We start from the raw sequence: 16,762 nt of genomic DNA on the forward strand, positions 1-16,762 counted from the left end.
TCAGTAGGGGAAGAGCGGCGGCGGCTGCTGGTACACCGGCGGCGGCACGGGGGTGTTCGGCACCTGAACCGGGATGGGGACCGGCACGAACGGCACCGTGATGTAGCTCGTCGTCATCGGCGGCGTCGTGGTCGTCCTGGTGGTTGGCGGCGTGGTGGTCGTGGTGGTGGTGGACGGCGTCGTCGTGGTGGTCGATGGCGTGGTCGTCGTCGTCGTGGTGGTCGTGGTGGTCGTCGTCGTGGTGGTCGTGGTGGGTGGCGTCGTGGTGACCGGCCGCTCCACGGTGACGGTCTCGGGCGGCGGCGGAGGCACCTCGGTGACCGGGGGCGCAGGCGGCGGTTCCGCCGCTGGCGGGGGCAGTTCGGACGGCGGCGGCTGGGGCTCGGAGGTGATCGGTGGCGCCGTCGACGTCGCGGTCAGCGGCGCGGTGCTCGGGCTGGGTTGCGTCTCGTCGGTGCCGCTGGTCAGCGCGATCGCCACGCCTCCGACCGCTATCAGCGCCACGGCGGCAGCGACCCCGAACGCCAGTTGCGGTACCCGTTGCCAGGCGCGCGGCTCGTCGTCGTATGCCCTGTATTCACTACGATCCGGAACGTGTTGCGGCACTGCGTCGGTCGCGCCGGTCGGCGGCCCGTAGGGATCCTCGCGGACGTAGGTGTCGGGGCCGGTGTAGGGCACCGGGTCCTCGGTGTCCTGATCCTGCGACCACGCCAGCGCCCGGAAGGTCGCGGTCCCTGGTGCCGCCTGGCTGATCGCCTCGGTGACGACCGCCGCGTGAGCAACGCCGGTCTGGGCATCGGAGTCGGCAGCGTGCGCGGCGAACACCGCGGCGCCCACCGCAGCGTCGAGTGCGGGCTGCGGGGTGGCGATCACCGGGGACCGGGTGTGCTCGGCGAGTCGCGCACCGATCAATGGTATCCGCGCACCACCGCCGGCCAGCGCGACCGCCGTCACGTCGGACCAGTGAATCCTGTTGCGGGACAGCTGATCGTCGAGTTCGGCGAGCAACGCGGTCATCGGACCGTCCAGCACGGTTTCGAGGTCGTCGCGGGTGACCGTCGCGGTCGAGCGGTGACCGGGCAGTTGAACACCCACGTCCGTGGCTGCCTGCTCGGAGAGTCGCTCCTTAGCGCGCCGGCACTCGTCCCGCAGCAGGGCGAGCGAGCCGACGGCTGCGGTTCCCGCCGGGTCGACACCGCCGGCGCCGGCAATCCGGTCCAGGACGTCGGTCATCAGTGCCTGGTCGATCTGATCGCCGGAGAAGTCCGCGATCCGCCGCGTCTCGATCGCTTCGAAGGACGATGCGGCGTCGGCCAGGGTGATGGTGGTCCCTCCGCCGCCGAAGTCCATCAGGGCCACCACGCCGCTGGTCGGCAGACCGGGGCTGGCGTGCAGTGCGGTCAGCGTGGTGACGGCGTCGGACACCAGGCGGGCGGGCACGCCGCCCGGCGCCAGGTTGGGTCTGCTGCGCATCGCGGAGCGCAGCGCGCGCAGTGTCGCGCCGTTCCAGTGCGCGGGGACCGCGATCGCGATCGGGGCGGTGTCACTCCGGGCCATCTCGTCGAGCAGGGTGACGATCAGGTCGTCGGCCAGATGCCTCGACCCGTCGGCAGCGACCAGCGGTACGGGGTCTCCGGCGCGCTCCACGAACCCGCCCAGCGGCTGACCGGACACCGTCAGCACCGATCGGCGGCTGACGGGTGTGCTGCCCACCCGAGCCGCGACCATGCTGGTGGTGCCGATCGACAACCCCAGCGGCTCGCTCATGATCAAGCCACCATAACCGCCGGGGGCGGGCGCTCGAGCCGGGACACTCCGCCGCGCGGTGATGCGTGGCACGCGAACGGTGTTCTGACGTCTAGGTTTTGACCCGCCGAGTCTTCCCCATCAGCGCCGATCCGGCGATCCCGACGACGATCAGCGTGATCCCCACCGCGGCCGACGTCGACTCCGACACCCAGCCCACGATGCCGACCACCAGGACGAATGGCGGCAGCCAGTCGAGGAGTCGAAGACGGGATTCGGGCTCGTCGGCGCCGGCGTAGTCGGGGTAGAACTCGGTGAACTCGACCGCGAAGAGCATCGCCCCGATGGGCAGGATCCAGCCCGTCCAGAAGTCGGCCTCGCCGTGCAACACGATGCCGCCGATCGCGCCGACGATCGCCGAGAAGGTGAACGCCGCCGCCCATACCGCGGAGATCGCGTAGTTCACCTTCAGGAATTGCGCTGTGTCCCAATACTCCTCGGGCGTGGTGTCCTTGGCGTACGCCACGGTGAACGGCCGTTTGATCAGCAGCGTGATGATCGCGAACCCGGCGAGGGCGACGTTGCTGACCTCGCCGGCCCACGACTCGAGCCACTGGATCATTCCGTCGGAGGCGACCAGTCCCAGTCCGGCCATGACGCCGAAGAACGCGACGCCGAACACCTCGAGCAGGTGCACGGGAATGGCTCGTCGCCACCCGACCCACAGCGTCAGCAGCGACAGCCCCAGCGCTGCCGAGGCCGCTTCCTCGAACCGCCCCGGACCCGAGAGGACGGACAGGAGTATCCACGGGGCGATGCCGGCGAACGGCGATTTCACGTATCCGTCAATAAATCCCACGCCGGAATCATATGCGCGAGCCCACCGGTGTGTTTCTATGTCGCCATGGGTGACATCGACGAGATCCAGCAAGTGAAGTACCGCTACCTGCGTGCGCTCGACACCAAGCACTGGGACGACTTCGCCGACACGCTCACCGAGGACGTGGTCGGCGACTACGGCGAGTCGCTCGGCGAGGAGCACCACTTCACCGACCGCGCCTCCCTCGTCGAGTTCATGGTCACCTCGATGCCCGCCGAGGTCATCACCGAGCACCGGGTGACGCACCCGGAGATCGTCGTCGACGGCGACGAGGCGACCGGGATCTGGTACCTGCAGGACAAGGTGATCGTTCCGGCGTTCGACTTCATGTTGATCGGCGCGGGCTTCTACCACGACAGGTACCGCCGGACGGCCGACGGCTGGAAGATCAGCGCCACCGGATACGACCGCACCTACGACGCGTCGCTGTCCACCAAGGAGCTGGACTTCAAGGTGAAGGCCGGGCGCGCCATCGCCGCGCTGTAGCAGTCACGCAGACCGCGACTACTTGGAGACCGCGATCAGCGCTCCGGGGCGCAGCCACTGCATGACCTTCACGAGCATCTCGTCGTCGATGGCGACGCAGCCGGCGGTGGGCCCACCGTCGGTGGTGTGCAGGAAGAACGCGCCACCCTTGCCGGGGATGCGTTGCTTGTTGACGCCCATCACGACGGCATGGGCGTACTGCGGGATGTCGAGGTTTTCGGTTCCATCGCTCAGCGCGGTGCTGAAGGGACACTTGGCCTTCTCGCACACCTGCATCGTGTTGTAGGTCGGGCTCTTCATGTCGCCGTCCCACCAATGGTTCGGACCCACCTGCACGTACTGCAGACCGCCACCGGGATTGGGTTGCGTGCCGAAGGCGAAGTCCAGGGTGTAGACGCCCATCGGCGTCAGCATCGACCCGTCGTAGTGCTCGGGCGACATGCCCTTCGAGCCGATCTTGGCCGGGATGCCCGCCCCCACCGCGCGCCAGCCCGACGACGTCCGCTCGTACACGTCCACCTTGGCGTCCGAACCACCAACGCCGACAACGGAAACCACCTGCGTGGCGTTACCCACCTGGTTGGCGAACCACGGGACGAGTTCGGCACGGGCCTGCGGCGCCGCCACGAGCGCAATGACCGCGACGCACAACGAGGTCAGCAGTCGGCGCATGCCCTCCATCGTGTGCAGCGATGCAGTCACGGATCAAGTGGACGAACGGACACGATCGGGCATCCACCGGGACCACGCGGCCTCCTGCTCGGCGGCGAGGTCGGTCGCCCCCGGCCCGTAGAAGAACAGGCTCGCGGTCACCATCGCGACTCCGGGAGCGCAGTGCGCACCGATCACGGCGACGCCGTCGGCGGGCTCGTCGAGGCGCAGCATGACGTAGCGGTTGTCGCGATCCTGATGGAGCAGTTCGACCTCCCCGCTCAACGCGGGCGCCCCGGCCGGGGCGGATCGGCGATCACCGACGTTGGCGCCCGCCAGGTTCAGCGCCTCGGTGATCTCGCTCCACGCCAGGGCTCCGTCGACCTCGGACGGGATCATCACCGAGACGGCGGCCGCAGGCTGGCCGACGAAGTGCCGCAGGTAGAGCCGCAGAATGGCGAAGAAGACCGGCCAACCGCCCTCGAAGCTCTCGAGTTCGTCGTCCCAGTCGTCGCGGTCGGTGAAGAGGCTGTGCACCATGCGCACGACGCATTGGCCACCCTTGTGACCGGTCACGACCACCTCGGTGGCGACGGGCGGCGCCTCGCCGCTCCACCCCACTTCCTCGTAGCCGAAGCGCGCCGGCGGCTCCCAGGCGGTGACGGGCCCCGTCGAGGTGGCGTCACCCCCGAAGTGGAAGGTGACCTCGCCACCGACGAATTCGTCGACCTCGGCGCGGGTGAACCAGGCGCTCATCCCCGGTCCGGTGGCGATCGCGTTCCACACGTCCTCAGGGGTGCCGGGAACCAGGAATTCCATCTCGACCCATCGGCGGCCGGAGTCGTCTCTACGCACGGGCATGTCGTGTCCCTTCAGTCGGTGGCGGGTGCTGGGTAGGCGGCAACCACCAGGCGATGGGTGCGGCCGCGGGGTGCGGTGTCGTCGTGGTAGCGCGCGACCAGGCTGGTGACGGCGTCGGTCAGGTCATTGGCGAACCGGGCGCGCTCCGACGGCGATGCGAATCGGACGGCGGTGTCGATCGACAGCGTTGCCAGTCGCTTGTCGGCGTCGCGGGAGCGCCGCCACAGTTCGCCGACCTCCCGGATGGAACGGGCGGCGAGTGCGACGAGGTAGCTCGCCGACAGCCGGTCGCCGGATCGTGCGGGGTCGGCGCCGACTGGCCCCAGCGCCTGGGGCGACACGACGTACGACGACGCCGACGCCACCATCAGCCGCTCGGTGAGACCACCCCACTTGCGCTCCCCCGCGGCGACGACGAGGCCGCGGTGCTCGAGCGCACGCAGGTGGTAGTTGACCTTCTGTCGCGTGATGCCCGTGCGGGTCGCCAGCGTGGCCGCCGAAGCGGGTTCGCCCAGTTCGGCGAGGAGTCTGGTGCGCACGGGGTCCAGCGCAGTGATGGCTGCGGCCGGGTCGGAGATCACCTCGACGTCGAGCATCGTCCGATCGTGACCCTTGACAGGATTACTTGTCAAGGGTGGCGGCTACGTTGGGGCCATGGACCTGTGGCAGCGACACCGCGGCATTCGGCAGATCGGCAAGGGGCTCGGCACCCTCGACCGCGAGGTCTACGAGGCGATCGCGGAGTCGCCCAGCCCACTACTGGACGCGGTGATGCCCAAGCTGACCGCCGCGGCCGACCACTCGAAGCTGTGGTTCGCGATCGCGGCGGTCCTCACCGCGACCGGGAAGCCGGCGGTGCGCCGCGGTGCGGCCCGCGGCGTCGCCACCCTCGCGTTCACCAGCCTGATCACCAACCAGGGCGCGAAGCGGATCTGGAAGCGGGCTCGGCCGAACGTGCTGACCGTGCCGCTGATCCGCCGTTCAGTGCGGACGCCGACGTCCAATTCGCTGCCGTCCGGCCACTCGGCCAGCGCCGCCGCGTTCGCGGTCGGCGTCGGTCTGGAGAGCCCTTCGGTAGGACTGGGCCTGTCGCTCCTGGCGGGCCTGGTCGGCATGTCGAGGGTGGCCACCGGAGCGCACTACCCGGGCGACGTACTCGCCGGCCTGGGGTTGGGCGCCGCGATCGCGGTGGTCGGCGGCAAGATCGTGCCTCCGGTCGTCGAAGTCCGGATGCCTGCCACCGCCGCGCCGCTGCGCGTGGACACTCCGGCGCGGCCCGACGGTGCCGGCGTGGTCCTCGTCATCAACCCGGCGTCCGGCAGCGGAACCGGCGCCCGCGTCATCGACGAGGTGCGTGAGGCACTTCCGGCCACGGAGATCGTCGAACTCACCGAGGACGACGACGTAGCCGCCGTCATGCGCGACGCCGCCGAACGGGGCGAGGTACTCGCGGTCGGCGGCGGCGACGGCACGGTGTCCTGCGCTGCCGGGATAGCCGTGGACACCGGGGTGCCGTTGGCAGTGTTCCCGGGCGGAACGTTCAACCACTTCGCGAAGGACATCGGCTGCGAGACGGTCGAGCGGACCGTGGAGGCGATCCGCGAAGGCACCGTCACGGGCGTCGACGTGCTGCGCGTCAACGAGACGGGCACCGTCATCAACACGGCGAGCATCGGCGCGTACCCGGCGTTCGTGCGCACCCGCGAGAAACTCGAACACAAGATCGGCAAGCCGCTGGCCGGCGCGTACGCGCTGTTCCACACCTTGCGACGCGAAGAACCGGTGCGCATCGCGTTCGACAACCAGGTGCTGCAGACGTCGCTGTTCTTCCTCGGCAACTCGGTGTACCTGCCGTCGGGCTTCGCGCCGTCGCGACGCGGCCGCCTCGACGACGGGCTCATCGACGTCCGAATCCTCGAGACCGGACGACCGTTCGCGCGGCTCCGCATCGTCACCGCGCTGGCGCTGGGCCGGTTGACCAGGAGCCCGCTCTACCACGAGATGCGCGTACCCGAGTTCCGGTTCAAGGCGGTCGACGGCCCGACGCCGCTCGCGCACGACGGCGAGGTCGAGATGGTCCTCGACGAGGCGACTTTCAGCGTGCGATACCGGGGTCTGCCGGTGTTCCGGCCACTGCCCTAGCCCGTGCGATGGGCCGAATCACGGCCAGACACATGAGGAACCAGAGGTAGCCGAGCGCCCACCCGGCCACCACGTCCGACGCGTGGTGCACGTTGAGCGCGACCCTGCCCACACCCACGGCGACGACGACGATCACGCCCGCGACGACGAGCACGCGACGCAGATGGGGGCGCACGTAGGGCGCGAGCACGACGGCGAACGCCAGCACACTCGCCATGACGCCCACGGCGTGGCCGGACGGGAACGACGTCGACGACGCGGCCACCATCGCGGTGTCGGGACGGGGCCGGTCACCCACCCACTTGGCCAGCACGGTCAGCGGGCCGGACAGTTCGACGGCCAGCAGCAGGAACACGGCGGTGCGCCACTTCTTGCGGATGAACGCGTGCACGATCACTCCGACCGCCACCACCCGGAACACGAACGGCGAGAACAGCGTGCAGATGGCGTCCCACGTCCCGACCCACGCCGGGTGCTCCGACGCCAAGCGGAAGGCGGTAGCCAGCGTCGAGGAGTCGACGTCGGAGATCCAGTTCCACGGCGACGTCCAGCCGATCCACATCGCCACGTAGACCGCCACGGCCAGCACGGCCGAAGCGACGGTCCATTTGGCTCGCGTTGGGAACACCACCGACACATTACGGAAACAACGCGAACCTACTTTGCCACCATGACGCAGGAGGCGCAGGACGCCGCACCGGGGGCCGCAGTAGAGCACGACACCATGACTGCCACCAAGGAGACCTTGGAGGACTACACGCTGCGGTTCGCGCCGCGTAGCTACCGCAAGTGGTCGACGCGGGTGGTGGGCATATCGGCACTGGGCGGAATCGCCTACCTGGCGGACTTCGCGATCGGCGCCAACATCGGGATCGCCTACGGCACCACGAATGCGCTGTGGGGCATCCTGATCTTCGCCGTCGTCGTGATGCTGACCGGCTTCCCCGTCGCCTACTACTCGGCGCGCTACAACATCGACCTCGACCTGGTCACCCGCGGAAGTGGATTCGGCTACTACGGCTCGGTGGTCACCAACGTCATCTTCGCGACGTTCACGTTCATCTTCTTCGCCCTCGAGGGTTCGATCATGGCGCAGGGGCTCGAACTCGGTCTCGGGATACCCCTGTGGATCGGCTACGCGGTCTCCACGTTCATCATCTTCCCGCTGGTGATCTACGGCATGAAAGTCCTGTCGACACTGCAGGTCTGGACCACCCCGCTGTGGCTGGTCCTCATGGTCGCGCCTTTCGTCTACCTCGTCGTCAGCCATCCGGAGTCGGTCAGCTCCTTCTTCGCCTACCAGGGTGAGAACGGCGTTCAGGGCTTCGACCTCGGTTCGACGCTGCTGGCCGCGGGCGTGTGTCTGTCGCTGATCGCCCAGATCGCCGAGCAGAACGACTACCTGCGGTTCATGCCGCCCCGCACGCCGGAGAACAGCCGGAGCTGGTGGACGTGGCTGTTCCTGGCCGGTCCGGGGTGGGTCATCTTCGGCGCCATCAAGCAGATCGTCGGCCTGTTCCTCGCCGTCTATCTGATCGCCAACGTCGCCGATGGCGCGGGCATCGCCAACCAGCCGGTGCACCAGTTCCTGGAGATCTACCAGAACTTCCTGCCTCCGTGGCTGGCGATGACGCTGGCGGTGATCCTGGTCGTCATCAGCCAGGTGAAGATCAACGTGACGAACGCCTACTCGGGCTCGCTCGCGTGGACCAACTCGTTCACCCGCATCACCAAGACCTACCCGGGTCGGCTGGTGTTCCTGGCCTTCAACCTGTTGATCGCCCTGGTGCTGATGGAAGCCAACATGTTCGACTTCCTCAACACCATCCTGGGCTTCTACGCCAACTGCGGCATCGCCTGGGTGGTCGTGGTCGCCTCGGACATCGTGTTCAACAAGTTCCTGCTGAAGCTCTCGCCCATGCAGCCGGAGTTCCGCCGCGGCATGCTCTACGACTTCAACCCCGTCGGGTTCGTGTCGATGCTGGCCGCCGCGGGTGTCTCCATCCTGGCGTTCTTCGGCGGACTCGGGGAGGCCATCCGGCCGTACTCACCGCTGGTCGCGATCGTCCTCGGGCTGGTGCTGCCGCCGATCATCGCCGTCGCGACCAAGGGTAGGTACTACCTGCGCCGCACCGACGACGGCATCGACCTGCCGATGCTCGACGAGTTCGGCAACCCGTCCGACGACCACCTGAAATGCGATGTCTGCCATCACGATTACGAGCGGCCAGACATGCTGAAGGCGGCCGGCTCAGAGGGCTTCATCTGCTCGCTGTGCCTGTCGACCGACAAGACCGGCGAGAACGTGCTGCCCGCTCAGACGTAGCCGGCGGTTCGAACCCGGACACGCGGCGCGGTCGAGGATTACTGTCGCGGTATGGCTGTCCTGCTGCGCAAGATGCTGGGCATCGGCAAGCTTCCCGACGACATCCGGGAGCAGGTCGAGGCGGAGGGTGTGATCCACCTGGCCGAGTTCGTCCCGGTGACGTTCAAGTTCTCCGGCAAGGTGCCAGGGAAGACGGCGAAGGGCAACATCCGCAGCTACGTCGGCGCGCTGGTGCTGACCAACCGGCGGCTGCTGGGCACGCTGTCCACGGTGCCGAAGAAGGCCGGCCGAGCCATCGACCACGCGTGGAGCTACGACTCCGGGTCGATGGTCACCGCGACGCTGGACGCGTCCGGGCTGACGCTCGACGTGCCGGACATCTCGGTGGTGGACCCGTCATTCGCCGGGTCGATGTCACTGCACTTCAAGTCGGCCCTGTCCGAGGACGTGCTGGCGCGGGTGCCGCAGCGGACGCTGGGCTACGACGTGCCGCCCAAGTTCGTCTACTCGGCCTGTGGGGTCCCTCGGGCCTAGCCGTCCGCAGCGTCGCCGTCGGTGTAGAACCAGCGCCCTGCGCGCCGCTCGAACCGACTGCGCTCGCGCATGGCGTGCTGCCCGCCGGCCTCTCGGTAGTGGGCGGTGAACTCGACCTCGCCCCAGTCGTCGTCCGGGCCGCCGGCAGCGGCGTCGATGACGTCGAGGCCCGTCCACTCGATCTCCGGTTCGATCGCGACGTCGGCCGGACGGGTCCTCGGGTGCCACGTGCGGAACAGATAGTCCGGCAGCCCGCGGGCGTACGCCGAGTACCGCGATCGCATCAGCTGTTCGGCCGTCGCCGCCTCGCGCGCCCCGTCGTGCAGCGGCTCGCAGCAGGCGGCGTAGCCGACGCCGCTGCCGCACGGGCAGTCGATCGCGGAGGCCATGACTCACATCCCTATCAGAACGGTGGTGCGTGGGCGTTCATGATGGCGCGGTTGATCGCGCGTTCCTGGGCGATGCGGGCGGCTTTGTCGGCGGCGCGGCTGCGTCGTCGTAGCGGCATGGCCCACGTCTTGGCGTGGGTGTCGGGTGGGGGTGCGCCGCGTGGGCGGTGCTCGCCGGTCGGGGTGGCCAGCCGGGGGAAGAACCACGCACCGAGTGGGGTCGTGGTGTAGCGGCGGCCGCTGGGTGAAGTGAACTCGATTGTGCCGTCTGGGTATTGGGTGTCGTTCCACCCGCCGGGGCCGCCCCAGAACGTCTTGAGCAGGTGATGGTGGCGGCAGTATGCCTTGAGGTCGGAGGGGTGGGTGCGGCCGTGGGGCCAGGGCACGGTGTGGTCGTAGTCGCACTTCTGGGCGGGATGGCTGCAGCCGGGAAACCGGCAGGTGAGGTCGCGGAACATCAGGAACGCGCTCAGTGCGCGGGAGGGCCGATAGCCAGGTTCGGGCGGGGTGTCGGGGCTGGGGATGGTCAGCGGCCGGGTCGTGGCGCGGCCGGTGTCGACGAGTTCGCGGATCGTGGCGGCGGGGACGGGGCCGTGGCCGGGTAGGTAGGCCGGGGTGTCACCGGAACCGTCGACGGTGGCCTGTTCGGCGAGTACGTGCACGATGACCTGCGTCGGCGCGGGAGCCGGGGTTGGCCTGGGAGCGTCGGTCTCGCCCCCGGCGGGGCACTGGTCTTGCCCGCACCGGCAGTCCAGGGACTCCCGACGTTCGGACAGGGCCATGAGGCCGTCGACGCGGCGTTGGGCCGCGGTGCGGGGGTCGTCACGGCACACCGTGGCGGCGATCGCATCGAGACGCTTGTCCAACGCGGCCCCGTCGACGGCGCTCAGGCGGCCGTGGATCTCGCTGAGCCCGTGCTCGCCCGGTGTGATCTCGACGTGGCGATCGTCTCGACGGTCACGGGCGACCCGCTTGGCCTCGGGGTCCAGTTGCACGACCAGCCAGTCCACGACCTCGGTGAGCTTCGCCTGGGACAGGGCGTTCCAGCGGGGTGCGGCCTCGGCCAGCCTGGCGTCCAGCTCGGCGAGGACCCCGGGGTCTTGGACCAGGGTGGTGCGGTGGTCGACGATCGCGATCACCCTCGGATCGACCTCGCCGGCCAGGAACCGGTGCGCCAGCCGGGGTAGCCGTTGGACCAGGGTCAGGCCGCAGGACATGTCGGCTTCGGCGCGGAAGCGACTCAGGCCGAGTTCGGCCCCGACTTCGGCGGCAGCAGCAGTGAAGTCCTCGACGCACCAGCGTTCGGTCTCCGAGCCGGGGCCGGCGTCGTGGCGGGCGGCGAACACGCCGGCCGCGACCAAGCGGCGGGCGGCAGCGGCGCGTTCGGCGTGCAGCGAGTCGCCCATCACCGCGAGCAACGCCCCGTCGTCGAGGACCTCGAATTCGTCGAACACGTATTCGATTCTTCTCGCCCAGCGGTCAACCCGCCAGCACCCATAGCCAATCTGGGGATGAATCACTGACTGTGGATGATTCGCGCGCGCAGGCCCATTCGACGCCGAAAGTGTCGGAGCCCCATGCTAACGCCCCAGCGCCAACCAACCCCGGCGATCCAGCCAACTCCAGGACGTCGTTAAGTTGCTCGTGACGAGCGCAACGGTTGCCCGACTGGCTCCAGGCGTGTTTGGTGGTCCACTAGTGAAGGACGACGAGTGAGCGAAGCCCAGCGCGACAACGTGCTCCTGGTGCACTGGCACGACCTCGGCAGGCACCTGGGCGCCTACGGTCATGCCGACGTGTCGAGCCCACGCCTGGATCGACTCGCCGCCGAGGGCATCCTGTTCACCCGCGCCCACGCCACTGCGCCGCTGTGCTCACCGTCGCGGGGATCGTTGTTCACCGGGCGATACCCGCAGAGCAACGGGCTGATCGGGTTGGCGCACCACGGCTGGGAGTACCGGGCCGACGTCCGGACCCTGCCCGAGCTACTCTCCCAATCTGGTTGGCGCACCGCCTTGTTCGGCATGCAGCACGAGACCTCCTACCCGGCGCGGCTCGGCTTCGACACCTACGACGTCAGCAATTCGTTCTGCGAGTACGTCGTCGACGAGGCGGTCGACTGGCTGACCGCGGCACCCGCCGAGCCGTTCCTGCTGACCACCGGGTTCTTCGAGACCCACCGGCCGTACCCCCACGAGCGGTACACGCCGGCGGACGCGAACGCCGTCACGCTGCCCGACTACCTGCCCGACACCGAGGACGTGCGGCAGGACCTCGCGGACTTCTACGGATCGATCGCGGTCGCCGACGCCGCCGTCGGCCAGATCCTGGACGCACTCGAGACCACGGGGCTGGACCAGAGCACCTGGGTGGTGTTCATGACCGACCACGGACCGGCGATGCCGCGGGCGAAGTCGACGCTGTACGACGCGGGCACGGGCATCGCGTTCATCGTCCGTCCGCCGAAGCGGTCCGGCATCGCTCCCCTGGTGTACGACGAGATGTTCAGCGGTGTCGACCTGGTGCCGACACTGCTCGACCTCCTCGGGGTCGCCGCCCCTGACGAGGTGCAGGGCATCTCGCACGCCGCTGCGCTGCGTCGGCCCCAGCCGGAGCCTGCCCGCAGCGAGGTCTACACCACGAAGACCTATCACGACTCCTTCGACCCGATCCGCGCGATCAGGACCAAGGAGTACAGCTACATCGAGAACTACGCGCCGCGCCCGGTGCTCGACCTGCCATGGGACATCGCCGACAGCGCGCCCGGGCAGGTGGTCGGACCGCTGACCCGAGGGCCTCGGCCGGGGCGCGAACTCTACGACCTGATCGCCGACCCCGGCGAGAGCACCAACCTGCTCGACGGCGAACCGTCCGCGGAGCACGAGGCCGTCGCCGCCGACCTCGCCCTACTACTCGACGACTGGCGGAAGAAGACGAACGACGTCATCCCGTCGGACTTCGCAGGCACCCGCATCTCCGAGCGCTACACCCACACCTACCTCAGCATTCTCGGACGCCCGCTGCCCAGCCGATCTGCGCTGGCATCCGACCGCGGCATTCGAGACGACCGCCAATAGTTCTGCTCAACCTGATCAAAAAGCCCCTCTGGCAGCACTTTTGATCACCGGTTAGGCTTCCGCGCATGGCCGCCCCGACCGCATACCTGGTGCTCGCCTCGCAACGCAGCGGCAGCACGCTGCTGGTCGAGTCGTTGCGCGCGACCGGCGTCGCCGGCGAGCCGCAGGAGTTCTTCCAATACCTGCCGACCACCAGCCAGTCGCCGCAGCCCCGCGAGTGGTTCGCAGGCGTCGAGGATCAGTCCATCCTGCAGCTGCTGGATCCGCTCGACGAGGGCAAGCCGGACATCGCGCCCGCCGAGATCTGGCGGGACTACATCCGCACGGTCGGCCGCACGCCGAACGGCGTCTGGGGCGGCAAGCTCATGTGGAACCAGACGCCCCTGCTGACCGAGCGGGCGAAGGGACTGCCCGACCGGTCGGGGGACGGGCTGCTCGCCGCAATCCGCGACGTCGTCGGCAGCGACCCCGTGCTGGTGCACGTGTACCGGCCCGACGTCGTCTCCCAGGCCGTGTCGTTCTGGCGAGCGGTGCAGACGCGGGTGTGGCGCGGACGGCCCGATCCGGTCCGCGACGCCCGCGCCGAGTACCACGCGGGTGCCATCGCCCACGTCGTCGGGATGCTGCAGGCCCAGGAGGCCGGCTGGCGCGCCTGGTTCGCCGAGGAGGGAATAAACCCGATCGACGTGTCGTATCCGGTGTTGTGGCGAAACCTCACCGAGGTGGTCGGCACCGTGCTCGAGGCGCTCGGTCTCGATCCACGGCTGGCGCCCGCGCCGGTGCTGGAACGTCAGGCCGATCACCGGTCCGACGAGTGGGTCGAGCGCTACCGCGCCGATGCGGAACGGGAAGGCTATCCGGTATGACGACACCGACCGTGGACACGCACGTCGACGAGCTGCGCGTGCTCGAAGCCGAGGCCGTGCACATCATCCGCGAGGTCGTGGCCGAACTGCAGCGACCAGTGCTGCTGTTCTCCGCGGGCAAGGACTCCATCGTTCTGCTGCGACTGGCGGAGAAGGCATTTCGACCATCACCGCTGCCGTTCCCGGTGCTGCACGTCGACACCGGCCACAACTTTCCCGAGGTCATCGAGTTCCGCGACCGCAGGCTGAACGAGCACGGGCACAAGCTGATCGTCGGTTCGGTGCAGGAGACCATCGACAGCGGACGCGTGCCCGATCCTGGGCCAGGTGCGTCACGCAACCGGCAGCAGACCCGGACTCTGCTCGATGCTTTGGAGGCGGGCGGTTTCGACGCCGCGTTCGGCGGTGCGCGACGCGACGAGGAACGCGCCCGCGCCAAGGAGCGCATCCTGAGTTTCCGCGACGAGTTCGGGCAGTGGGACCCCAGGGCGCAGCGTCCGGAGCCGTGGTCGCTGTACAACGGCCGGATCCGCAAGGGGGAACAGGTCCGCGTGTTCCCGCTGAGCAATTGGACCGAGCTGGACATCTGGCGCTACATCGAGCTGGAGGGCCTGGAACTCCCGTCGATCTACTTCGCCCACGAACGCGAGGTCGTCGAGCGCGACGGCATCTTGCTCGCGGTGTCGGAGTACGTGCAGCCCAGGGACGGGGAGACCGCCGCGGTCGAGTGGGTGCGCTACCGCACGGTGGGTGACCTGACGATCACCGGCGCAGTGCGCTCGAAGGCGACCGAGATCGCCGGTGTCATCGAGGAGATCTCGGCGGCGACGGTGTCCGAGCGAGGCGAGACCCGTGCCGACGACCGGACTTCGGTGGCGGCGATGGAGGATCGAAAGCGCGAGGGGTATTTCTGATGAGCGCTAGGCAGCTGCTGCGCATCACCACGGCGGGGTCGGTCGACGACGGCAAGAGCACGCTGATCGGCAGGCTCATGCACGACACGGACAGCCTGCCGCTGGATCACCTCGACGCCGTGACCGACGAAGCGGGTGTGGCCGACCTGGCAGCGCTGTCGGACGGACTGCGTGCCGAGCGTGAGCAGGGCATCACGATCGACGTGGCGTACCGGTTCTTCTCGACCGAGCGCCGCAGCTACATCCTCGCCGACACCCCCGGCCACGAGCGGTACACGCGCAACATGTTCACCGGGGCGTCGAATGCCCACGCCGCGATCCTGCTCGTCGACGCCAGGGCAGGCGTGCTGCGGCAGACCCGCAGGCATGCCCGGATCGCAAAGCTGTTGGGCATCAAGCACTTCGTTGCCGCGGTGAACAAGATCGACCTGGTGGACTTCGACCAGAACCGCTTCGACGAGGTGCGCGCGGAGCTTCAGCAGGTGGCCGACCGGCTGGGCTTCTCGGTGTCGAACGCGGACCTGGCCGTCATCCCCATCGCCGCCAAGCACGGCGACAACGTCGTGCACCGCTCGGATCAGACCCCGTGGTACGACGGTCCGACGCTGCTCGAGTATCTCGAGGGCATCGAACTGTCTGCGCCACAACCGGAGCCGACGAAGCTGCGACTGCCCGTGCAGTGGGTGTCGCGGCCGACCGCCGAGCAGCGCCGCCGCTACACCGGCCGGATCTCGGCGGGAACGCTGCGCGTCGGTGACCCGGTGCTCTCGCTGCCTGCCGGGACGCGATCCACGGTGACGGCGCTCGACACCCTCGACGACGCCAGGACGACGGGCGTTGCACCGCTGTCGGTGTCGATCGAACTCGCCGACGACATCGACGTGGGCCGCGGCGACGTGTTCGTCAGCGGCGCCCCGGAAGCAGATGCCGCGGTTCACCCGGTGCTGGCCCGCGAATTGTTCGCCACCATCTGCTGGTTCGCCGACACCCCGCTGCGGGCGGGCGACCGGCTGGCGCTCAAGCAGGGCGCACGCACCGTTCGGGCCACCGTCCAGGAGCTGCACACCCGGCTCGACCCGGAGACGCTCGACGATCTCGACGGTCCGGTCGAGTTGGGTCTCAACGACATCGGCGCGGTCACGCTGCGCACCAGTTCCGTGGTCGTCGCCGACCCGTACGCCGACAACAGGGACAGCGGCGCGTTCATCCTGATCGACGAGACGTCCAACGACACCGTCGGCGCGGGCACCGTCACCGAGGCGCGCGAGATCAAGCCCGGCGAGCAGACCCGCAACGACATCCGTTGGCACCCGTCCTCGTTGGATCGGGGCTACCGGTGGCAGAAGACGGGTCAGCGCGGGGCGACCATCTGGTTCACCGGACTTCCCGCGTCGGGCAAGTCCACCCTCGCCGTCGCGGTGGAGCGGGCACTGGTCGAGTCCGGTGACGTCGCCTACCTGCTCGACGGCGACAACATCCGGCACGGGCTGTCCGACGACCTCGGCTTCTCCGCGGGCGACCGGGCCGAGAACATCAGGCGCGTCGGGCATCTCACCCGACTGCTCGCCGACGCGGGCGTGGTCGCTCTGGCGTCGCTGGTGTCGCCTCTGAACTCGGATCGCGAGATCGCCAGGACGCTCAACGAGGCCGCGAAGCTGCCGTTCATCGAAGTGCACGTCGCGACGTCTTTGGCCGAGTGTGAGAAGCGGGACCCCAAGGGCCTGTACGCGCGGGCGCGAGCGGGCGAGCTGAAGGGGCTGACGGGCGTCGACGCGCCCTACGAGTCGCCGGAGAACCCCGACCTGGTGGTGGATACGACGGGCGCAGACATCGACGCGCTGGTCGCCCAGGTGCTCGACGCGCTGCACGCCGCCAGGGACGGCAGCTAGC

At 68.9% G+C, this 16,762-nt stretch carries 16 protein-coding genes; 8 read left to right on the plus strand and 8 right to left on the minus strand.

What is annotated here, in order from left to right; translation table 11 throughout:
- Nucleotides 1-1,767 carry an Hsp70 family protein gene (locus G6N61_RS16485; RefSeq protein ID WP_163919483.1) on the minus strand — a complete coding sequence of 589 codons (1,767 nt, stop codon included), beginning with the start codon at nt 1,765-1,767 and terminating at the stop codon, nt 1-3.
- 91 nt (nt 1,768-1,858) lie between these two features.
- The gene (locus G6N61_RS16490; protein ID WP_179973470.1) at nt 1,859-2,605 is read right to left on the minus strand and encodes a DUF3159 domain-containing protein; all 747 of its coding nucleotides are present in this window, start codon (nt 2,603-2,605) and stop codon (nt 1,859-1,861) included.
- Nucleotides 2,606-2,650: 45 nt separating this feature from the next.
- Here G6N61_RS16490 and G6N61_RS16495 point away from each other — a divergent pair, with 45 nt between their 5' ends.
- Nucleotides 2,651-3,112: a nuclear transport factor 2 family protein gene (locus G6N61_RS16495; protein WP_163919484.1), complete on the plus strand. Its 462-nt coding sequence runs from the start codon at nt 2,651-2,653 to the stop codon at nt 3,110-3,112.
- Between the two features lie 18 nt (nt 3,113-3,130).
- On the opposite strand, the gene G6N61_RS16500 is transcribed toward G6N61_RS16495, so the two are convergent.
- The 3 genes from G6N61_RS16500 to G6N61_RS16510 are packed head-to-tail and all read right to left on the minus strand — an operon-like array spanning nt 3,131 to nt 5,220.
- Nucleotides 3,131-3,784: a L,D-transpeptidase family protein gene (locus G6N61_RS16500; RefSeq protein ID WP_163924879.1), complete on the minus strand. Its 654-nt coding sequence runs from the start codon at nt 3,782-3,784 to the stop codon at nt 3,131-3,133.
- Nucleotides 3,785-3,817: 33 nt separating this feature from the next.
- Nucleotides 3,818-4,624 carry an SRPBCC family protein gene (locus tag G6N61_RS16505; protein ID WP_235887144.1) on the minus strand — a complete coding sequence of 269 codons (807 nt, stop codon included), beginning with the start codon at nt 4,622-4,624 and terminating at the stop codon, nt 3,818-3,820.
- Nucleotides 4,625-4,635: 11 nt separating this feature from the next.
- Complete coding sequence (locus G6N61_RS16510) at nt 4,636-5,220, minus strand: ArsR/SmtB family transcription factor (protein ID WP_163919485.1); 585 nt, start codon at nt 5,218-5,220, stop codon at nt 4,636-4,638.
- Between the two features lie 58 nt (nt 5,221-5,278).
- Between G6N61_RS16510 and G6N61_RS16515 the strand changes: the two genes are divergently transcribed.
- Complete coding sequence (locus G6N61_RS16515) at nt 5,279-6,766, plus strand: bifunctional phosphatase PAP2/diacylglycerol kinase family protein (protein ID WP_163919486.1); 1,488 nt, start codon at nt 5,279-5,281, stop codon at nt 6,764-6,766.
- On the opposite strand, the gene G6N61_RS16520 is transcribed toward G6N61_RS16515, so the two are convergent.
- A complete protein-coding gene (locus G6N61_RS16520) occupies nt 6,720-7,394 on the minus strand; it encodes a phosphatase PAP2 family protein (RefSeq protein ID WP_235887145.1) in 675 nt (224 codons plus the stop codon). The two genes, G6N61_RS16515 and G6N61_RS16520, sit on opposite strands and share 47 nt — an antisense overlap.
- 42 nt (nt 7,395-7,436) lie before the next feature.
- Between G6N61_RS16520 and G6N61_RS16525 the strand changes: the two genes are divergently transcribed.
- Together G6N61_RS16525 and G6N61_RS16530 are read left to right on the plus strand one after the other, a co-directional pair.
- Nucleotides 7,437-9,092, plus strand: a complete 1,656-nt coding sequence (locus tag G6N61_RS16525) for a purine-cytosine permease family protein (RefSeq protein ID WP_163919487.1) — start codon at nt 7,437-7,439, stop codon at nt 9,090-9,092.
- 51 nt (nt 9,093-9,143) lie between these two features.
- Nucleotides 9,144-9,626: a hypothetical protein gene (locus tag G6N61_RS16530; RefSeq protein WP_163919488.1), complete on the plus strand. Its 483-nt coding sequence runs from the start codon at nt 9,144-9,146 to the stop codon at nt 9,624-9,626.
- Here G6N61_RS16530 and G6N61_RS16535 read toward each other — a convergent pair.
- Both G6N61_RS16535 and G6N61_RS16540 read right to left on the minus strand, forming a co-directional pair.
- Nucleotides 9,623-10,015 carry a YchJ family protein gene (locus tag G6N61_RS16535; RefSeq protein WP_163919489.1) on the minus strand — a complete coding sequence of 131 codons (393 nt, stop codon included), beginning with the start codon at nt 10,013-10,015 and terminating at the stop codon, nt 9,623-9,625. The two genes, G6N61_RS16530 and G6N61_RS16535, sit on opposite strands and share 4 nt — an antisense overlap.
- 14 nt (nt 10,016-10,029) lie before the next feature.
- Nucleotides 10,030-11,469, minus strand: a complete 1,440-nt coding sequence (locus G6N61_RS16540) for an HNH endonuclease signature motif containing protein (RefSeq protein WP_235887146.1) — start codon at nt 11,467-11,469, stop codon at nt 10,030-10,032.
- 258 nt (nt 11,470-11,727) lie between these two features.
- Between G6N61_RS16540 and G6N61_RS16545 the strand changes: the two genes are divergently transcribed.
- From G6N61_RS16545 to cysC, 4 genes are all read left to right on the plus strand, one after another.
- Nucleotides 11,728-13,092 (plus strand): sulfatase family protein, encoded by a 1,365-nt coding sequence (locus G6N61_RS16545; protein ID WP_163919490.1) that lies wholly within the window; start codon nt 11,728-11,730, stop codon nt 13,090-13,092.
- 65 nt (nt 13,093-13,157) lie between these two features.
- Nucleotides 13,158-13,958, plus strand: coding sequence for a trehalose 2-sulfotransferase (gene stf0, locus G6N61_RS16550; RefSeq protein WP_163919491.1), 801 nt, complete (start codon nt 13,158-13,160; stop codon nt 13,956-13,958).
- The gene (cysD, locus tag G6N61_RS16555) at nt 13,955-14,872 is read left to right on the plus strand and encodes a sulfate adenylyltransferase subunit CysD (RefSeq protein ID WP_163919492.1); all 918 of its coding nucleotides are present in this window, start codon (nt 13,955-13,957) and stop codon (nt 14,870-14,872) included. The genes stf0 and cysD overlap by 4 nt, the downstream gene beginning before the upstream one ends.
- Nucleotides 14,872-16,761 (plus strand): sulfate adenylyltransferase subunit CysN, encoded by a 1,890-nt coding sequence (cysC, locus tag G6N61_RS16560; protein ID WP_163919493.1) that lies wholly within the window; start codon nt 14,872-14,874, stop codon nt 16,759-16,761. The genes cysD and cysC overlap by 1 nt, the downstream gene beginning before the upstream one ends.
- Nucleotide 16,762: the final 1 nt, after the last annotated feature.

Source organism: Mycolicibacterium arabiense, assembly GCF_010731815.2.
GTDB classification, from domain to species: Bacteria; Actinomycetota; Actinomycetes; order Mycobacteriales; family Mycobacteriaceae; genus Mycobacterium; species Mycobacterium arabiense.

Excerpts from the sequence above, each read along its gene's own strand:
- G6N61_RS16485 (WP_163919483.1), bottom strand. The coding sequence starts at position 1,767 with ATGAGCGAGCCGCTGGGGTTGTCGATCGGCACCACCAGCATGGTCGCG.
- G6N61_RS16495 (WP_163919484.1), top strand. The coding sequence starts at position 2,651 with ATGGGTGACATCGACGAGATCCAGCAAGTGAAGTACCGCTACCTGCGT.
- G6N61_RS16500 (WP_163924879.1), bottom strand. The coding sequence starts at position 3,784 with ATGCGCCGACTGCTGACCTCGTTGTGCGTCGCGGTCATTGCGCTCGTG.
- G6N61_RS16505 (WP_235887144.1), bottom strand. The coding sequence starts at position 4,624 with ATGCCCGTGCGTAGAGACGACTCCGGCCGCCGATGGGTCGAGATGGAA.
- G6N61_RS16510 (WP_163919485.1), bottom strand. The coding sequence starts at position 5,220 with ATGCTCGACGTCGAGGTGATCTCCGACCCGGCCGCAGCCATCACTGCG.
- G6N61_RS16515 (WP_163919486.1), top strand. The coding sequence starts at position 5,279 with ATGGACCTGTGGCAGCGACACCGCGGCATTCGGCAGATCGGCAAGGGG.
- G6N61_RS16525 (WP_163919487.1), top strand. The coding sequence starts at position 7,437 with ATGACGCAGGAGGCGCAGGACGCCGCACCGGGGGCCGCAGTAGAGCAC.
- G6N61_RS16530 (WP_163919488.1), top strand. The coding sequence starts at position 9,144 with ATGGCTGTCCTGCTGCGCAAGATGCTGGGCATCGGCAAGCTTCCCGAC.
- G6N61_RS16535 (WP_163919489.1), bottom strand. The coding sequence starts at position 10,015 with ATGGCCTCCGCGATCGACTGCCCGTGCGGCAGCGGCGTCGGCTACGCC.
- stf0 (WP_163919491.1), top strand. The coding sequence starts at position 13,158 with ATGGCCGCCCCGACCGCATACCTGGTGCTCGCCTCGCAACGCAGCGGC.
- cysD (WP_163919492.1), top strand. The coding sequence starts at position 13,955 with ATGACGACACCGACCGTGGACACGCACGTCGACGAGCTGCGCGTGCTC.
- cysC (WP_163919493.1), top strand. The coding sequence starts at position 14,872 with ATGAGCGCTAGGCAGCTGCTGCGCATCACCACGGCGGGGTCGGTCGAC.